The following is a 14,509-nucleotide window of genomic DNA, read 5'->3' on the forward strand; positions in this document are numbered from 1 at the left end:
TAGATTAGATGATACTGTGAGCTTAATCGTTTTTTCATAATCGGTTACTTGACAAAGGCCACGGAGGACACTTCATTACGATGGACAACAATACCATTTACCATATCGCGGAGCGGGTCGGCGTCTCTCCCTCTACCGTATCACGTGCGCTGTCCGGTAGAGGCTATTGCGGTCAAAAAACGAAAACGAAAATCCTGGCCGTCGCCAAAGAATTGAATTACGCGCCGGACAGCGCGGCGCAGACGCTGAAAATGCGGCTGACGAAGAAGATCATTTTCGCCGTGCCCGATATTTGCAATCCGTTCTATTTCGATATGATCAACGGAATCAATCAAGTGCTGGAAGAGCACGGCTATCTGCTCATCCTCATCTATACGAAGCACAGCCTGAAGGAAGAGCTGCGCGCCATTCAGAACTTGAAGGAGAAAGTCGCCGACGGCATGATCATGGTGTCCTTCAACTTCATGGAAGACAACATCGGCGCGATCAACGCCCTCCAGTCGCCGGTCGTGCTGACGAACAAATACGTTTCGCCCGAAGGCGCCGACCGGTTCGATTACGTGTATGCCGATACGTATCTGGGCATTAAGCTCGGCGCCGAGCATCTCATCGCGCAGGGCGTAGCGCGCATCGGCTATATCGGCGGGAGCAATGCCGAACAGACGGGCTATCAGCGGTTTTGCGGTTTCCGCGACGCCTTGGATCTGGCCGGGCTGCCGGTGCGCATGGACTACGTCGCCGAATCCGATTACACGGAGAACGGCGGGTACGAGACCGCCAAGGCGTGGCTTCAGCGCGCCGAGCTGCCGGAAGCGATCGTGGCGGCCAACGACCTGATGGCGATCGGGGTGATGAAGGCGTGCGAGGAAGCGGCCCTCCGCATTCCCGAGGATATCGCGATCGTCGGCATGGACAATCTCGACATCGCCTCTCGGGTGTACCCGAAGCTGACGTCCGTCTCGCTCAATCAGGAGGAGATCGGCCGGCGAGCGGCACAGGTGCTCATGGACCGACTCCTCGGCAAGCCGCGGGAGAAAGGGGAGATCCGGATCCAGCCGCGGCTCGTCGTCCGGCATTCCAGCATCCGGCCGGGATGAGGAGGAGCGGAATTGGGGCCGCGGTGCCGCTAGACCGGATGGAAGAAGGCGCATGCGGCCGGGAAGGAGAAAGGGAGCTTTGCGTAAGGCCGAATGGCTTTCGCGAAGCTCCCTTTGTTCGTGCTCGGACAGCGGCGGGGATACGTACGCGGATGGCTCGGCCCTCAACGAGACGTCGCGTCCCGGTAGCCGGACGGACTGCAGCCGGCGTTCGCCTTGAACGCCCGGCTGAACGCATGGATCGTCGAATAGCCGAGCTGGTCCGCGATTTCCTGGATGGACAGGTATGTATATCGGATCATCGTCTTCGCCTTCTCGATCCGAATCTTCTGGTGGTACTGGATCGGGGTCATCTGAAACCCTTTCTTGAACAGGTGGATCAAATGAAACTTGCTGACGTGGAACCGCTCCGCGAGCTCGTCCAGCTGCACGCCGCGGTGCGCGTTGTCGTCGAGGTAGGCTCGCACCTCCGACAACCGCTCCAGCTGACCGCCGCTCTTCATCGCGCTCCCCCAGTAATGCTCGCGCATGATGCGGGCCAGGATGGCCAGCATGGCGCTTTTCAGCCGTAGCTCGTAGAAGGGCGGTTTGGCGGCGAATTCCCGGATGACCTCGAACAAACTCTTCTCCAGCGGCAGCGGGTCGGCGGGACGGAATCGAGACGGAATGAAATAAAGCCGGTCGTTCAGCTCGTTCTCCCGAAACCAGCCCCGTTCCTTCGCGTTCATCTGCGCGAGCGGCTTGAAGGAGACGCCGACTTCCCGGCTGTCGGGCCGTTCGGTCAGGTCGAAATGGATGTGGGGCTGGCGAATCCGCGACTCCCCGACGATGCGAATGGCATGCCGCTGCCCCGGCTTGAAGAAGAAGAAATCCCCGGCTTGCCCGTGCAGCACCTCGTCTTCCACCGTAACCAGCAGCTGACCCTCCATCAGGTAGAGCAGCTCGTAATCCCAGATAACCCGTTCCTCCAGCGTCCACGACGGATCGAGGATGCTGTCGATCGCGACGCGGACATAAGGGGAGAGCTTCTCGATTTCCATGACGGCACCTCGCAATAATAGATAAACAATTCAACAATAACCGCTAACGAATCTCTTCGTTCATCATTATATAATAGATTCGGAAATGCACAATAATTGATACACGAGGTGATCGGTCAATGCTGCAACAATACGGACTGGGATTAGGGCTGTCCTCCGCGCCGCTCGTCATGAAAGCGCGCACGCGGTCGATTACGGCGGAAAATCCGAACGGCGAAAAAGGGCAAGGCGGCAAAGAAGCGAACCATTTGGGAACGGGCCGCAAAGGCCGGCCGGCCATCACGCTGAAGCAGGGCGACGAGGTCACGCTCGCCGAGGTGCAGGGCACCGGCATCATCCAGCATTTCTGGATCACGGTGACGGACAAGACGGGCAAGGGACATGCGGGCCAGTTCGTGCTGCGCGACCTCGTCCTGCGCATGTACTGGGACGACGAGACGGAGCCTTCGGTCGACGTGCCGCTCGGCGACTTCTTCTGCAACGGCTTCGGGGTGCGCACGAACGTGAGCTCGCTGCCGATCTGCGTCGTGCCGACCGGCGGCATGAACTGCTACATTCCGATGCCGTTCCGGAAGTCCGCCAAAATTACGATCGTCAACCAGCATGCGGTCGACATCGACGGGTTCTTCTACGCGTTCAACTATACGCTCGTGGACGAGCTGCCCGAGAATACGGCGTATTTCCACGCGCAATGGCGGCGGGAAGCCGTCACCGAACGCGGCAAGGATTACACGATCCTCGATAACGTCAAGGGCGAAGGCCAATACATCGGCACGTACCTGGCCTGGGCGGCGCTCGAGCGGAACTGGTGGGGCGAGGGCGAGATCAAGTTCTACATGGACGGCGACGACGAATGGCCGACCATCTGCGGCACCGGCGTCGAGGACTACGTTGGAGGGGCCTGGTGCTTCAACAACATGAAGACGAACGAGCCGGAATCCTACTCCACGCCGTATTTGGGCTATCAATTCTATAAGGAAACGACCGAGATCGACGCCTGGTACGGCCACGACGTGCCGATGCACGGCATGTACCGCTGGCATCTGCCCGATCCGATCCGGTTCGAGCGCGATCTGCGCGTCACGATCCAGCAAATCGGCCACGACCATGCGCAGCTGTTCGAACGCTCGGACGACGTGGCGTCGGTCGCGTATTGGTACCAAATGGAGCCGCACGCGTCGTTCCCGGCGCTGCCGCCGGCCAACCGGAGATGGCCGCGCTAAGCGCCGGCGCACGCGTCAAGCCGATGAATTGAACGCACCTCGAGCAGGCGCGCCCACAGGTCCGGCTGAACAAGCGCGCAAAAAAAAGAGGTCCAAAGCATTCGCTTTGGACCTCTTGCTTATTAACGGCTGTAAAACTCGACGATTTGCTTCTCGTCGATCTCTTGCGGAAGCTCCGCGCGCTCCGGAAGACGAACGTATTTGCCTTCGACGGCAGCGTCGTTGAATTCCAGGTAGTTCGGCAGGAAGTTGCGGCCTTCCACCGCTTCTTTGATCGATTTCAGGGCGCGGCTGCGCTCGCGCAGGCCGATAACGTCGCCGACCGAAACCGTGTACGAAGCGATGTCGACTTTCTTGCCGTTGACCGTCACGTGACCGTGGGATACGAGCTGACGCGCGCCTGCGCGGGAGTTCGCGAAACCGAGACGGTATACGAGGTTGTCCAGACGGCTTTCAAGCAGCGTCATGAAGTTTTCGCCGGAGATGCCTTTCATTTTCGACGCTTTGTCGAACAGGTTGCGGAATTGCTTTTCGTTTACGCCGTACATGTGGCGCAGTTTTTGCTTCTCTTGCAGTTGAATGCCGTAGCCGCTCATTTTTTTGCGTTGGTTAGGACCGTGTTGACCCGGAGGGAATGCGCGCTTCAGTTCTTTGCCCGTACCGCTCAGGGAGATGCCGAGGCGGCGGGAGAGTTTGAATTTAGGGCCTGTATATCTTGACATGTGTCGTAAAACTCCTTCTTCAAATGGAATGTTTGAAAATGGGTGTTTCGCCGAGTACTGTCCGCGCTACGCTGCCGGGCAGCGAAGTCCGATCGGGCATGTTCAGCCGCAGGCCTGACCGCGACAGCCTCTTGAGGGTGACACAAAACCGCTCCCATGTATTCAACTATAAAATATTATATAAAATCATGGCGTTTTGTCAAGTCATGACTAGCGTCCGCGCCCATGTAAACGGCAACATCGATGCGACTCAAGAACTGAAACCAAAGTCCTATTAGCACGAATCATTTCTAGTGCAATCCAGCTAGTTTTCCAGTATAGTGAAGGGTAGAGATAACCGATTAATCATGAGGTTTACGACAGAGCGGGGTGATGCTGCGTATGAACGATTCCACGAAAATGAGCGAACCGGCTCCCGGCGGCCTGCGGGCGGAGGAGCCGAAGGAAGCGCAGCAGCCCGACGCTTGGACGCCTTCGGGCGCGTATAACCTCGGCGGCGAGCCGCTCTGCGAAGACCTGCTGGCCCAGGCTTGGGAGAGCTGGCTGGCGGAAGCGCTGGCCGTCGATTCCCCGCTTGCGCGCCATACGCTTCGGCTGTCGAACGAGCACGGCGATGTAGTAGCGCGCCGGCAAAGCGGCACCGGTTCCGCCGGCCCGCGCGCGCTGGAAGAGCCGCTATTCGGCCGAGCAGGCGGCCCTTTGAACGGTCCGAGCCTTGCTTTGGAGCCGTCGGGCGAGGTCGACGAGGCGTTCTACCGGCCGCTCCTCCAGATAGCCGCCATGCTGCTCCGCGAGAAATGGGAGCGCGCCGCCGAATCCGCGGCCGTTCAACGGGCGATCAAGCGGCATCGGCTTAACGAACGGGAAGCCCGGCGGCGCGACAATCTGTTTCAAGCGGCCATTCGGCTGAATAACTTGAACGACGTCTATTCCGTGCTCCGCGCGCTGCTTGACGACGTCGGGCTGCTCTATCCGAGCGCGAACGCGCATTTGTTTTTGACGCAGGATTACGTCGACGGCGACTCGCGGATTCAGCCGCTGCTGCTGCGGCATACGAGCGACGACCTGAACGCCGACGCCTTTTTGTCGGGCAGGCCGGTGACGGGGACGGACGCGGACGGCACGATCCGGCTGGCGATTCCGATGCGGGGCAAGCAGGCGGTATACGGCGTGCTGAGTCTGGCGCTGCCCGGCGAGGATTGGGACGCGCCGGAGCTTCAATCCGTCGCGATGCTGACGGAGACCGCGGGTTTCGCGTTCGAGAACGCGAAGCTGTTCGAGCAATCCAACCTGCTGGTGAGCGAGCTGCAGCTGATCAACGAATTGACGAAGCGGCTGAATCAGTCGCTGCGCCTGAACGAGATATTCGAATTCGCGATGACCGAGCTGCTGCAGATTTTCAAAGCCGACTACTGCAATTTGCTGCAGCTGAGCGCGGATAACCACTTCCAGATCGTGGCGAGCAACGTGCCGGCTGCGGCGAACGAGCTGTATTCCGCCGGCTACGGTTTTTGCGGCATCGTCTACAGCACGAAGGAGCCATTGATCATCTCCGATTATACGGCGACGCGCGTCGTCGATTCCCGGCTGATGGACGCCACGGGATCGCGCTCGCTGATCGCCGCGCCGGTCATGGCGGGAACGGAGGTCGTCGGGGTCATCCTCGTGTCGCACAGGGTACCGAACTATTTCTCGTACGAGAACTACAAGCTGCTGCAGGTCCTCTCCACGCATATCGGGCTGGCGATCTCCAACGCCTCGCTGCACGCGGAGGTGCGGCGGATGGTCATAACCGACAATTTGACGGGGCTGCACGCGCGGCATTACCTCAACGAACAGATCCAGCTGCGCCAGCGGAAGGACCGATGCGGCTCGCTCGTTCTCGTCGACATCGACCATTTTAAGCGCGTGAACGACACGTTCGGGCATTTGACCGGCGACAGCATCCTGGTCATCGTGAGCGACGTCATTCGCGCCAGCATCCGGGATTCCGATATCGCGGCGCGCTGGGGCGGGGAAGAGCTGGCCGTCTACTTGCCGGACATCCAGTCCGGCCAAGCGTACCGGATCGCGGAGCGGATCCGCAGCGCCGTCGAAGCGCACACGAACCCCGCCGTCACCGTCTCGTGCGGCTTGTCGGAGTGGATCTTCGAGGAAGAGAAAATCAGCGTCGAGTCGTTGTTCAACCGCGCGGACATGGCGCTCTACGAAGCGAAGAAAAACGGACGGAACCGGATATGCGTCGGTTGACAGCGCGCCGGCCGGCCATAACGAGAGCTCATTATAACGGAAACGGCGGGCATAGAGCCCGCCGTTTTTCCGTTTCGTACAGGTCGCGTACATAAAGAAGAATCGGGAGACAGACGCTATCCGGGAGGCTTGCAATCAAGCTTGAAGGATGGTGGATTTGATGAGCTGGTATATGAACAAATCAATGGGCAGGATCGCGGGGGCATGCGGCTTGGCGCTGGCGCTGTCCGGCTGCGCCCACGACGCGAACCGGTCGCCGAAGGAGCTGTTGTCGCTGTCCGTATCGGGCTTGTCGGGCGTTGACCGGTACGCGTTCAGCGGCGACACCGCGATCGGCGCGGCGAGCGGGACGGCGAGCCGCCCCGCCGCTTTTCGCGGCACGGTGCAGCATCATGACCAAGTGTCCGTCCAGACCGAAGGCGGGGCGGACGAGATGCCGGCCGGGGTCCATCCGCTTCGGCTTCTGAACGATGTCGAGCGCATGGCGGCGCGCGCGGAGGTCGTGCCCGAAGCGTCGAACGGACAGCGGACCGTGCTGCGCATTACGGCCGACCCGGCGAAAGCCGCGAAGGTCTGGTCGAACCGGCTGCGAAGCGAGTTCGCGTTGCTGGAGAATAAAGTGCCCGCGAATAGTCCGGCTGCCTCGGCGCGGGACGACGGGACGCGCAGCCAAGCGAAACCGTCCGCGTTCCGGGAAGCATGGGACCGGGAGCTCGACCGTTCCAGGAAGGAATTCGAGGCGATGCTGTCGACGATGTCGGTGCGATCGACCAGCACGCTGGCCATCGACCGCAAGAAGCTGCTGCCGCTGTCGCTCGAAGAGCGGACCGAGTTCCGCTACGAGGCGAACGGCAAGCCGGCGCGGGAAAGCCGGACGACGCGGATCGCGTTCAAGCGGCCGTGAATCGGAACGCAGGGCCGTGCCATACTCGTGCATCGGCCGGCCAAACGTGATAGGATTAACTCCGTAACGATCGAACCATGGAGGTAATGAACGATGCATGATCCAAGAATCCGGAAGCTGGCGCAGAACCTCGTCAGCCATTCCATCAACGTGCAGCCCGGAGAAAACGTATTGATCGACATGATCGGCTCCGAGCGCGATCTGGCGAAATGCCTCGTCGAAGAGGTCGCGAAGCGCGGCGGCCGTCCGTTCGTGGAGACGAGTGACCGCTCGGTGCTTCGCGCGATGCTGATGAACGCGACCGAAGAGCAAATCAAGCTGTGGGCGTCCTTCGATCTGAAGCGGATGGAGGCGATGCAGGGCTACATCGCGATCCGTTCCGGCGAGAACGTCAACGCGCTCGCGGACGTGCCGGGCGATAAAATGCGGCTGTACGACAAGTACTACCGGCATCCGATCCATTCGGAGCGGCGCGTGAAGCATACGAAGTGGGTCGTTCTGCGCTATCCGAACGACGCGATGGCCCAGCTGGCCAACACGAGCACGGAAGCGTTCGAGGATTTTTATTTCGACGTGTGCAACTTGGACTACGGCAAGATGGACAAGGCGATGGAGCCGCTCCGCGAGCTGATGGACCGGACGGACCGCGTGCGCATCACGGCGCCGGGGACGGACCTGTCGTTCTCGATCAAGGGCATCGGCTCGATCAAATGCGCCGGCGAGAAAAACATTCCGGACGGCGAGCTGTACTCCTGCCCGATCCGCGAGTCCGTGCAAGGCACGATCACGTACAACACCCCGTCGGTCTATTCCGGCATCACGTTTGAGAACATCGCGTTCACGTTTAAGGATGGGAAGATCGTCGAGGCGACAAGCAACCAGACGGACAAGCTGAACGAAGTGCTCGATACGGACGAAGGCGCGCGCTACATCGGCGAATTCAGCCTGGGCTTCAACCCGTATATCCTGCATCCGATGAAGGATACGCTGTTCGACGAGAAGATCGCCGGAAGCCTGCACTTTACGCCGGGCCAGGCCTACGAAGACGCGGACAACGGCAACCGTTCGGCCGTGCATTGGGATCTCGTGCTCATTCAGCGGCCCGAATACGGAGGCGGCGACGTGTATTTCGACGACGTGCTGATCCGCAAGAACGGCCTGTTCGTACTGCCCGAACTGCTTGGCCTGAATCCCGAAAATTTAAAGTAAAAGGCTCTTGTAGGAATGGGGAAATCGGGTTATGATGAGTGAAGTTAGCGCAGTCAACTAAATAATGGAGGGATTCCTATGTCCAATAACGCGGCAATCGTAGACATTTCCCAAACGGCCAATAAATTCCGGTCGTCGATCGTTCTTCAAGCCGAGAACAAATACATCGACGTTAAAAGCATCCTCGGTCTCTTCACGACATTGGTCGGCGGACACTCCTATGAACTGCATGTCCACGGTCCGGATGCGGAAGAAGCCAAAGCGGCGATGTCCGAAGTATTCGCGAAACATAACCTGAACGTTACGGTCATCGAATAGCGTTTCGTTCTAAACGACAAGGTAAGCGCTTCACTGAGCAATCGGTGGAGCGCTTGTTTGTTTTATCCTTGTACATTGCTTCGATATCGTCTAATATAAAGGATAAAGACGATAAGCTTGATGGACAAGGAGGGTTACGATGTCTTCATCCGATGTTCTTATTCATTTGCATCAAAAAGCGCTGAACCTCCTTCACGAGGACGCCACCAAAATCGAGAAGCTGATCGAAGTGCAAATGGAAAATTTGACGACGAGACAATGTCCGCTCTACGAAGAGGTGCTGGATACTCAAATATATGGCTTTTCCCGAGAGATCGATTTTGCCATTCGCGCGGGGCTCGTAGCCGAAGGGGTCGGCAAGGAAATCATCAGCAAGCTGGAACGGAATTTGGCGCAGCTGTACGAGGCGTTGGAGAAGTAGCCGCGCTTTTCGCAGCTGCTTTTTTTTGAAATGGGCCGAAAGACCGATGGGCCATACGAAAAAAGACGCTCCGTACGGGAGCGTCTTTTTTGCGTCCTTGCGCTTCAAAGGGCCTTAGACGAGGTAGAACGAAATGCCGAGAATGATGTACACGAAGATCAGCAGCGAGCCCTCGTACCAGTTGGTCGTTCCGTCTTTGGAGATCGACTTGGCGATGAAGACGGAGACCGCGATGGCGGCGAGCTCGATCGGGCTGAAGACGATGTCCATCGTCGGACCGAAGAAGGTGCTGACCAGGATGAGCACCGGCGCCACGAACAAGGCGATTTGCAGGCTGCTGCCGACCGCGATTTCGACGGCCGCGCCGATTTTGTTCTTCATGGCGAGCATGACGGCCGCGCTGTGCTCCGCCGCGTTGCCGACGATCGCGATCAGGAACGCCCCGATGAACACTTCGGAGAAGCCGAACTTGGCCGTGAACGTATGCAGCGTGCTGACGAGCCATTCGCTGACGAAGGCCGTCATGACGGTCGCCAGGACGAGGAACAGCACGGAGGTCGTCTTGGACCAGGCTGCTTCTTCGCCGTGATCCGGCGTGGTCTCCTCGACGTCCGCGAGCACGTCCTTGTGCGTGATCATCGAGAAGATCAGCCACAGGACGTAGGCGACGATCAAGATGCCGGCGATGGTCAAGCTGAGCAGCTCCGACTTGTGCGCGGAGAAGTGCTGCGTGGAGATGAAGATCGCCGGAATGCCGAGCGCGATGACCGCGAGAATCATCAGGGACGAGTTGTGGCTGGCCAGCTGGACGTTGAACCGCTGTTCCTTGTATTTCAGGCCGCCGAGCAGCACGCTCGCCCCGAGGACCAGCAGCAGGTTGCCGATGATGGAGCCGGTGATGCTCGCCTTCACCATATCGAACAAGCCCGCGCGTACGAGGAAGATCGCGATGATCAGCTCGGCCGCGTTGCCGAACGTCGCGTTCAGGAATCCGCCGAGCCGCTGTCCGGCGTAATGGGAGACGCTCTCGGTCGCTTTCCCCAGGAAGCCGGCCACGAACAGGATCGCGAGAGCGGAGATGATGAACTCGGCGACGGTCCCGAAGTGGGCGTAGTGAGCGACCCCGCTAAGGACGAACAGACAAGCGAGAAGCAGAAAAAACAGTTTTTGATTCAATGGTTCAGGCACCTCGTTCTGCGGATATAGGAAATCGAAATCTGTAAACACTATAGCGGAAAAAGTCATTTGTGTAAACTTGGAAACGGACCGGCCGGATACCTTGCTTCATGGGTAACCTTCCATTACAATGAAAGCATGAAAGCATTAGGTGAACGAGGAGTGAGTGGCATGGCAGAAGAACTTCAAACCGGCATCATTCGTATCTCCGACGACGTAGTCGCCACGATCGCAGGCTTGGCTGCGCTTGAAACTCCTGGCATTGCTGCAATGTCCGGGGGGATATCCGAAGGCCTTGCGAAACGTCTCAGCGGCAAGAACGCTCAAAAAGGCGTATCGGTCGAAGTCGGCCAGCTCGAAGCGGCGATCGATCTGCGGATTATCGTGAAATACGGCATTCCGATTCAGGAAGTATGCCGGCAGCTGCAAGAGAACGTTCGCGAAGCGGTCGCGAACATGACGGGGCTGCACGTCGTGGAAGTGAACATCAAGGTCGAAGGCGTGGCCTTCAAGGAAGAGGAAATCCCGGTGGAACCAGAGGCGCCGGCTCGTCTCAAATAACGAAACGAACGAAACGCAAAAAAAGGCATGTCCATCGCGGACATGCCTTTTTCGGATTTATTTGCGCGCGAGCGGTTTCTCCTGCAACGGCCGGTTGTACTCGCGGGAGATGCTGAGCAGTACGCCCATCCCGAGCAGGCAGACGATGAGCGACGAACCGCCATGGCTGATGAAGGGCAGCGTAACGCCGGTGAGCGGCATCGCGCCCGTGACGCCGCCGATGTTGATGATGGCCTGCACCGCGATCAGGCTGACGATCCCCACGCCGACGATCGTGCCGTACGTGTCGGGACATCGAATCGCCACGAGCATGCCCCGCCAGATGAAGAACAAGTAGAAGACTAGGAACAGGAGACTGCCGATGAAGCCGAATTCCTCCCCGATGACGGAGAAGATGAAGTCGCTGTACGGATACGGCATGTACCGCAGCTTCTGGACGCTGTGGCCGAAGCCCGCGCCGGTGATCCCGCCGTGTCCGAGCGCCTCGAGCGAGCGCGACAGGTGGTACGTCGTGTTCTGCATGTCCGAGGTCGGATCCATGAACGCCGTGAAGCGGTTGATCCGGTACGTCCAGCTGTCCGGGTCGTGCAGCATCGAGACGCTGACGAGCGCGGCTACGATGGAGGCGATGATCACGCCGGACAGGAAGAGCTGCTTGAGGTTCGCTCCGCCGGCCACGATGATGATGAGCGACGTGCCCGCGATGACGATGCAGGCGCCAAGATCGGGCTGCAGCATGATGAGTCCGCAAATGACGGCGATGATGATAAAGACGGGAACGAGTCCTTTCTTGAAATCCCTGAATTTCTCGCCTTTCTTGGCGATCAACGAGCCCAGATAGAGCACGAGACCGAGCTTCGCGAACTCCGTCGGCTGAATGCCCAGGGAGCCGATGCCGAACCAGCTGCGCGCCCCGTTCAAGCTTTTGCCGACGAACGGGACGAGGATGAGCATGATCAATACGGGGAAAAAGTAGATGACGAACCCTTTCTTAAACGCCGTATAGGGGATGTTCATCGCGACGAACATGCTGAACGTGCCGAGCACCGCGAAGAGAAGCTGGCGCTTCGTGAAGTACAAGGCGTCGAAATTGTTGCTCTTGGAAATGACCGCCGTGTTGGAACTGGCACTGAAGACCATGATCAGTCCGAAGCCGACAAGCAGGAGGGTGAGCACGAGAAGCAAGAAATCCGGCCTGCCGCGCAGGCCGTTCGTCTTTGGTTTCATTTGTGGACTCATCGCGCGGGTTAGGCGAGCAGCTTCTTCAATTCTTGCAAGCGCTGCGAAGCCGCGTTCAGGATCGGCTGCGGAATCGGCGAATCATAGTCCAGCCCGTGCGGGAACGTAGCCCGTCCGATATAAACGGACTCCACTTGCAGCACGGCGTGCGCGGATTCCAGCTTCCCCTCGATCGCGCGGGTGTTGAAGCGCAGGTAGTAGTCTTCGCGGTTGGCGCGATCCTCCAGCTTCAGGTCGTACGTCGCGCGGTAATATTCCCATTGCCAGCGCACGAAGCCGAGCTTCTCCGCGGATTCGTCGAGATGCGCGAGTTCGCTGCTCATGCCGTTCAAGCCCGTATTCTCAATAATCATCGGTGATCCTCCTTCTAACTAAAAGCAGGTTTATTCTTCATTTATGATAGTCGTTTTCATGAGGCAGTGCAAGCCTTCGCCGAACGGGCTTCCGCGGGCAAAAGTGACAGCTTTACGAAAAATCCCCGCTTTCGCGGACAAACAACTTCCGTCCCCTTCCGGGCTTCTGTTACAATAAAGAGATCGCAAACGATTCAATGAATAGGGGGTTTGTAAGCGTGAGCGTGATGGCAAGGGTGGATGCACAGCTGCAAACTGCTTATCCGAATATGGTGGATGCGCGCCGGTACCTGCACCGGCATCCGGAATTGTCGTTCCACGAGCGGGAAACGTCCCGCTGGATCGCGGAACGGCTCCGCGGCATCGGCTGCGAGGTCAGGGAAGGCGTAGGCGGCTACGGGCTCGTGGCGACCGTCCGCGGCGAACGGCCTGGACCCGCGATCGCGCTGCGGGCGGACATCGATGCGCTGCCGATCCAGGACGAGAAAGGGACGGAATACGCGTCGCAGGTGCCGGGGGTCATGCACGCGTGCGGCCATGACGCGCATACCGCGACGATGCTCGCGATCGCCGCGTTCTATCAAGCCAACCGGGACGGCTTCGCCGGCGAGCGGCGCTTCCTGTTCCAGCCGGCCGAAGAGGTGTCGCCGGGCGGCGCCGTCGGCATGATCGCGGACGGGGCGCTGGAAGGCGTCGATGCCGTCTACGGCGTGCATCTGTGGACGCCGCTGCCTTACGGCGTCGTCGCGACCCGGTCCGGCCCGTTCATGGCCGCGCCGGACGAGATCTATATCGACATCGCCGGCAAAGGCGGCCACGGGGCGCTGCCGCACGAGACTATCGACGCCGTCGTCGTCGGCGCCGCGATGGTGCAGGCGATGCAGACGATCGTCAGCCGGAGCGTCAATCCGCTCGACCCGGCGGTCGTGACGGTCGGGTCGTTCCACGCGGGCTCGACGGCCAACGTCATCGCCGAGCGCTGCCGGCTGACGGGCACGGTGCGGTCGTTCTCGGAAGACGTCCGCGCCTTGGCGAAGGAGCGCCTGGAGGCGATCGTCGGCCAGACGGCCGCGATGTACGGGGCCAACGCTTCGCTGGAATACCGCGACGGGTATCCGACGGTCGTGAACGACGCCAAGGAGGCGGAACGGTTCTTCCAAGTCGCGGCCGAGACGTTCGGGGCGGAGGCCGTGCGCGAATCGACCCTGATCATGGCCGGGGAAGACTTTACGTACTACTTGCGCGAAGCGCCGGGCTGCTTCATGTTCGTCGGCGCGGGCAATCCGGACTGCGGCGCGACGTTTCCGCATCATCACCCGCGGTTCGACATCGACGAGCGGGCCATGCTGCGGGCGGCAAAGCTGATGATCGCGATGGCGGAGGATTTCGCGGCGGAAGCGTTGGCCGGACGGAACGGCGAATCGGCCTGATCCGGCAGCGGCGGCATGGCAAGAGTTGACGTCGCGCGCGGCGCATGGCGGCAACCGGACGGGGCCAACCTAAGGGACGCAAGCGACGAACCAAAGGGAGGCATGCGACGATGTCACGCGTAGTCAAGGAATTGATGTCGACGGATTGCGTAACGGCCACGCTGAAGGATAACGTGTATGAATTGGCGGTATTGATGAGAGACCACGATATCGGCTTCGTGCCGATCGTGGAAGGCAAGAAGCTGATCGGCATCGTGACGGACCGGGACTTGGTGATTCGCGGGTACGCGGAGAAGCATTCCGGCTCGACCGCCGTCTCGGACGTGATGACGGACGAGGTGAAGACGATCGACGCGGGCACTTCGGGCGACGAGGCGGCGAGAATCATGGCCAGCCATCAGATCCGGCGGCTGCCGGTCGTCGAGAACGGCAACCTGGTCGGCATCGTATCCATCGGCGACTTGGCGGTCCGCGAAATTTTCGTGGACGAAGCCGGGCAAGCGCTCAGCAGCATCTCCGAGCAAGGCACGGGCGAAACGCACGCGTATCACTGAGCGTCGGCGCGC

General features: G+C 59.7%; 15 protein-coding genes. 10 read left to right on the plus strand and 5 right to left on the minus strand.

All coding sequences use genetic code 11. The features are described from left to right. Nucleotides 1-80: 80 nt before the first annotated feature. Nucleotides 81-1,097, plus strand: coding sequence for a LacI family DNA-binding transcriptional regulator (locus tag BMZ79_RS00840; protein ID WP_090635752.1), 1,017 nt, complete (start codon nt 81-83; stop codon nt 1,095-1,097). A gap of 164 nt (nt 1,098-1,261) precedes the next feature. Here BMZ79_RS00840 and BMZ79_RS00845 read toward each other — a convergent pair whose 3' ends face one another. Beyond that, a complete protein-coding gene (locus BMZ79_RS00845) occupies nt 1,262-2,137 on the minus strand; it encodes an AraC family transcriptional regulator (RefSeq protein ID WP_090635753.1) in 876 nt (291 codons plus the stop codon). Between the two features lie 119 nt (nt 2,138-2,256). On the opposite strand from BMZ79_RS00845, the gene BMZ79_RS00850 reads away from it, so the two are divergent. Then, a complete protein-coding gene (locus tag BMZ79_RS00850; RefSeq protein ID WP_090635755.1) occupies nt 2,257-3,360 on the plus strand; it encodes a glycoside hydrolase family 172 protein in 1,104 nt (367 codons plus the stop codon). Between the two features lie 122 nt (nt 3,361-3,482). Here the strand turns inward: BMZ79_RS00850 and rpsD are convergent, their stop codons facing one another. Further along, a complete protein-coding gene (gene rpsD / locus BMZ79_RS00855) occupies nt 3,483-4,082 on the minus strand; it encodes a 30S ribosomal protein S4 (protein WP_090635757.1) in 600 nt (199 codons plus the stop codon). 381 nt (nt 4,083-4,463) lie between these two features. On the opposite strand from rpsD, the gene BMZ79_RS00865 reads away from it, so the two are divergent. From BMZ79_RS00865 to BMZ79_RS00885, 5 genes are all read left to right on the plus strand, one after another. Then, a complete protein-coding gene (locus BMZ79_RS00865; RefSeq protein WP_256252494.1) occupies nt 4,464-6,332 on the plus strand; it encodes a GGDEF domain-containing protein in 1,869 nt (622 codons plus the stop codon). A 172-nt stretch (nt 6,333-6,504) separates the two neighbouring features. Next, complete coding sequence (locus tag BMZ79_RS00870; RefSeq protein ID WP_218154633.1) at nt 6,505-7,236, plus strand: hypothetical protein; 732 nt, start codon at nt 6,505-6,507, stop codon at nt 7,234-7,236. A gap of 93 nt (nt 7,237-7,329) precedes the next feature. Continuing rightward, a complete protein-coding gene (locus BMZ79_RS00875) occupies nt 7,330-8,445 on the plus strand; it encodes an aminopeptidase (RefSeq protein WP_090635763.1) in 1,116 nt (371 codons plus the stop codon). Between the two features lie 78 nt (nt 8,446-8,523). Continuing rightward, a complete protein-coding gene (locus BMZ79_RS00880; RefSeq protein WP_090635765.1) occupies nt 8,524-8,763 on the plus strand; it encodes an HPr family phosphocarrier protein in 240 nt (79 codons plus the stop codon). Nucleotides 8,764-8,902: 139 nt separating this feature from the next. Beyond that, nucleotides 8,903-9,184: an Fpa/YlaN family protein gene (locus BMZ79_RS00885; RefSeq protein WP_090635766.1), complete on the plus strand. Its 282-nt coding sequence runs from the start codon at nt 8,903-8,905 to the stop codon at nt 9,182-9,184. A 114-nt stretch (nt 9,185-9,298) separates the two neighbouring features. On the opposite strand, the gene cax is transcribed toward BMZ79_RS00885, so the two are convergent. Then, nucleotides 9,299-10,360 carry a calcium/proton exchanger gene (gene cax, locus BMZ79_RS00890; RefSeq protein ID WP_177221940.1) on the minus strand — a complete coding sequence of 354 codons (1,062 nt, stop codon included), beginning with the start codon at nt 10,358-10,360 and terminating at the stop codon, nt 9,299-9,301. 171 nt (nt 10,361-10,531) lie between these two features. Between cax and BMZ79_RS00895 the strand changes: the two genes are divergently transcribed. Next, complete coding sequence (locus BMZ79_RS00895; protein ID WP_090635769.1) at nt 10,532-10,921, plus strand: Asp23/Gls24 family envelope stress response protein; 390 nt, start codon at nt 10,532-10,534, stop codon at nt 10,919-10,921. A gap of 57 nt (nt 10,922-10,978) precedes the next feature. On the opposite strand, the gene ftsW is transcribed toward BMZ79_RS00895, so the two are convergent. Together ftsW and BMZ79_RS00905 are read right to left on the minus strand one after the other, a co-directional pair. After that, nucleotides 10,979-12,148 carry a putative lipid II flippase FtsW gene (gene ftsW, locus BMZ79_RS00900; protein WP_090635771.1) on the minus strand — a complete coding sequence of 390 codons (1,170 nt, stop codon included), beginning with the start codon at nt 12,146-12,148 and terminating at the stop codon, nt 10,979-10,981. A gap of 20 nt (nt 12,149-12,168) precedes the next feature. Further along, nucleotides 12,169-12,513 carry a YugN family protein gene (locus BMZ79_RS00905; protein WP_090635772.1) on the minus strand — a complete coding sequence of 115 codons (345 nt, stop codon included), beginning with the start codon at nt 12,511-12,513 and terminating at the stop codon, nt 12,169-12,171. Nucleotides 12,514-12,740: 227 nt separating this feature from the next. Between BMZ79_RS00905 and BMZ79_RS00910 the strand changes: the two genes are divergently transcribed. Beyond that, nucleotides 12,741-13,943, plus strand: coding sequence for an amidohydrolase (locus tag BMZ79_RS00910; protein WP_090637035.1), 1,203 nt, complete (start codon nt 12,741-12,743; stop codon nt 13,941-13,943). Between the two features lie 110 nt (nt 13,944-14,053). Continuing rightward, nucleotides 14,054-14,497: a CBS domain-containing protein gene (locus BMZ79_RS00915; protein WP_090635774.1), complete on the plus strand. Its 444-nt coding sequence runs from the start codon at nt 14,054-14,056 to the stop codon at nt 14,495-14,497. Nucleotides 14,498-14,509 lie beyond the last annotated feature (12 nt).

Source organism: Paenibacillus sp. UNC496MF (genome assembly GCF_900113915.1).
Lineage (GTDB): Bacteria > Bacillota > Bacilli > Paenibacillales > Paenibacillaceae > Paenibacillus_Z > Paenibacillus_Z artemisiicola.